The 2,678-nt window shown below is 51.9% G+C and carries 2 protein-coding genes; one reads left to right on the top strand and one right to left on the bottom strand.

The features are described from left to right. Positions 1-51 precede the first annotated feature (51 nt). Positions 52-1,383, bottom strand: coding sequence for a GGDEF domain-containing protein (locus QME66_13285; protein MDI6809920.1), 1,332 nt, complete (start codon positions 1,381-1,383; stop codon positions 52-54). Positions 1,384-1,905: 522 nt separating this feature from the next. Between QME66_13285 and QME66_13280 the strand changes: the two genes are divergently transcribed. Continuing rightward, positions 1,906-2,520, top strand: coding sequence for a hypothetical protein (locus QME66_13280; protein ID MDI6809919.1), 615 nt, complete (start codon positions 1,906-1,908; stop codon positions 2,518-2,520). Positions 2,521-2,678 lie beyond the last annotated feature (158 nt).

The raw sequence follows: 2,678 nt of genomic DNA, 5'->3' as shown, positions 1-2,678 counted from the left end.
GTGCCTTACGAAACGCCCTGCATTTCGTAAAGTTATTTCTGGGACGGCACACTAGCTTCCTTCGTGAAACCTGACGGTGTTTTTCTCTGCTACTGACTTTGCCTCGATAAGTGCCCGGTTTGCAATCCGCCAGAGTTTATCGTGGGTGCCTGCATCCGCAGGGAACATGGCTCCGCCGATGGAGATGGTCACCTTGCACTTATAGCTGGCCGCATCCAACCCCGTCACAAGGAAAACTTCGGACTCAACGGCTTTTCTTAGTCTCTCGCATATTGCCTTTGCATCTTCGAGGGTAAGCGGCGGTGCAAGAAGCAGGGCAAATTCCTCGCCTCCCCACCTGGCAATCAAATCAAACGGTCTCAGGTCCCGCTTCAGGAGTTTTGCGATGCCGCCGAGCACCAGGTTGGCTCCCTCATAGCCGTACGAGGAGTTGAACTGCTTGAAATTGTCGATGTCGGCTATGCAAACAGCCATCGCATTGTTCTCCCTCTGCGCTCTGGCGATTTCATTGTCCAGCTGAATATTGAAGAAGTTCCTATTGTACACGCCGGTCAGAGAATCAATGAAAACGAACTCCTGCAGTTTTGACGTGCTTTCAAGAAGAGATGAGCTGTAGTCAGAGACAAGAGAAAGAAGAGCAAGCTTCTCTTCGTCGAAAAAGCGCGCCTCCTTGCTCCAGGCCTCCAGAACTCCTGCAAATCCGTTGGATTCCAGGCCGACCTTTATCATCGCCAGTGACCTGTAGCCGGCCATCTGGGAATCCGCCTTTGCCAAGTCGCTCTCGGCGATATCAGGATAGTAGATGAGGTAATCCCTTTTTATCACCCACTCCGCAGATATTTCAGGATCAAATGGCTCCTGGGTGGCAATCGCACCGATGTCGCTCTCCCCAGTCCCCTTGGAGACGGGATAGAATGCCACATGGTCGCAGGCAAGAATCTCCTTTGTTGCATGCAGGATGAGCTGGAGAACCTCTGTGGAACGGGTAAGAAGTCTGTCGTCATCTGTAATGATTCTGTCGCTCACAGAAAGCATTCTTCTTACCAGCTCGACCGAGGTCTTGACTGCGGAGACAAGAGGCTTGGCAATCTTCAACACGCCATGCTCCTGGGCAGCAGAAGCATGTCTGAGTACAATTGAATCCGAAGTCAGCAGGTTCCTGTACTTGAACGACTTCTCCCCGTCCTCCTCGTGGGCACTCACAAGCCTTAGTATCCCCAGCATCTGGAGTTTCCCGACGACAAAGAAAGCGATCCTTTCCAGCTCTATCTCGTTGCCGGCGAGGACTGCCTGATGCACGGCTTTCCGGTCATCCTCCGACAGCCTGCCGATGGGCAGAATTTCCAGAAGTAGCTCGCGGTAGTTGAGTGATTTTCTTTTCATTAAAGGGCGCCGTCCAACAATGTCTCGGAAGGGGAAAGGGGAGGCTTTTGCACTATTTTAACACATATACGGTCGGACTTCAAGGAATTGTCGCTGTCTTGTTCCGTCGAAATCAAAAGTAGACATTTTGTCGAAGTCAAAAGTAGACGTTGGGGGAAACTCCGGTTACAGGTGGAACTCCCCGGCGTAATTACATGGAAAAACTCGTTGACTTTGGCCGGATTTCCTGATATTATCTTGCCAAGGCTTGTACGAATATGCGGTTTCCGGCGACGGAGGGAAGTGTGTGTTGATGCCCTCCCCGGAGACCCGGGTTGGGAGGTTTTTGTAAGAAGGGGGTGATCCGAGAAAATAGGGGTTTTTGTGTAGTTCGTGCTGCGTTCTTTAGAGGTGGATGCAAAAGGCGGATGCTTCAGGGCAAGGGGGGCTCCAGGCGGTCAATCGGTTGCCTGGGTTCCAGGGTATCCTCCAGGGCATTCAACTTGGTGCTTCATGGCGCAACAATCAGTCCCAGGAGGGGTTATGCGTTTAGCTATTTTTGTTGGTTTTGCTGCTTTGCTTCTCTTTGCTGTCGCTCCCGTTTCCAACGCTTTCTTCATTAATTTCGAGGAAGGGTTTGGAAAGAACGGTCAGGCGATTGGCGGCGACTATGTCGGAATCTACTTCACCAATTCGAACGGCCTAGACTGGCTCTACGGGGATTCAAACACGGGTTCCTACAACACGTACTCGGTTAACCTGGGTATGGGTTGGAATACTGCGAACTATAACCACTACGACTACTGCTGGGCATGGCTTGGTACCACGGGCAACTGGGGCAGGATCGACTTCGAAGAGCAGGACGGAACGTATCTCCAGGTTGCCTATTGCAGCGGCACTGCATTGTACCTTGAGGCTTATGATGCCAATGACAACCTGCTTGACATGGACTCGGGGCCTGCAAACAGGCGTGTGGATGAAGGCGCGCTTGACATGGGAATGCTCAGAGTTGATGCTCCACCGGACCTGCTGATTGCCTACGTCAAAGTGTATGACACAGGGAACTACTTCCTGCTCGACCACCTCGTGGGCGATTTCTCGGGCGTTACTCCGGTTCAGGCGAAAACCTGGGGCGCAATCAAGAGTATGTTTAAGTAAAAACTATTACTCGCTTTCAGCAGTCAAGAGGGCTCACCGATATCGGCGAGCCCTCTTTCCTTCTCTCAATTCGGGGACACGTCACCTAATTCGACCGGGGGTCGGCCCGGCCTGGATTCTCTTTTCCAGGACTTTCCCCGAAATTTGATCTGTAGTTT

The sequence above is a fragment of the Candidatus Eisenbacteria bacterium genome (assembly GCA_030017955.1).
Classification (GTDB): domain Bacteria; phylum Eisenbacteria; class RBG-16-71-46; order JASEGR01; family JASEGR01; genus JASEGR01.
This window is presented reverse-complemented; position numbering and strand designations above follow the sequence as displayed.

Bases quoted from the DNA above. Each gene is read 5' to 3' on its own strand.
- QME66_13285 (MDI6809920.1), bottom strand. From the start codon at position 1,383: ATGAAAAGAAAATCACTCAACTACCGCGAGCTACTTCTGGAAATTCTG.
- QME66_13280 (MDI6809919.1), top strand. From the start codon at position 1,906: ATGCGTTTAGCTATTTTTGTTGGTTTTGCTGCTTTGCTTCTCTTTGCT.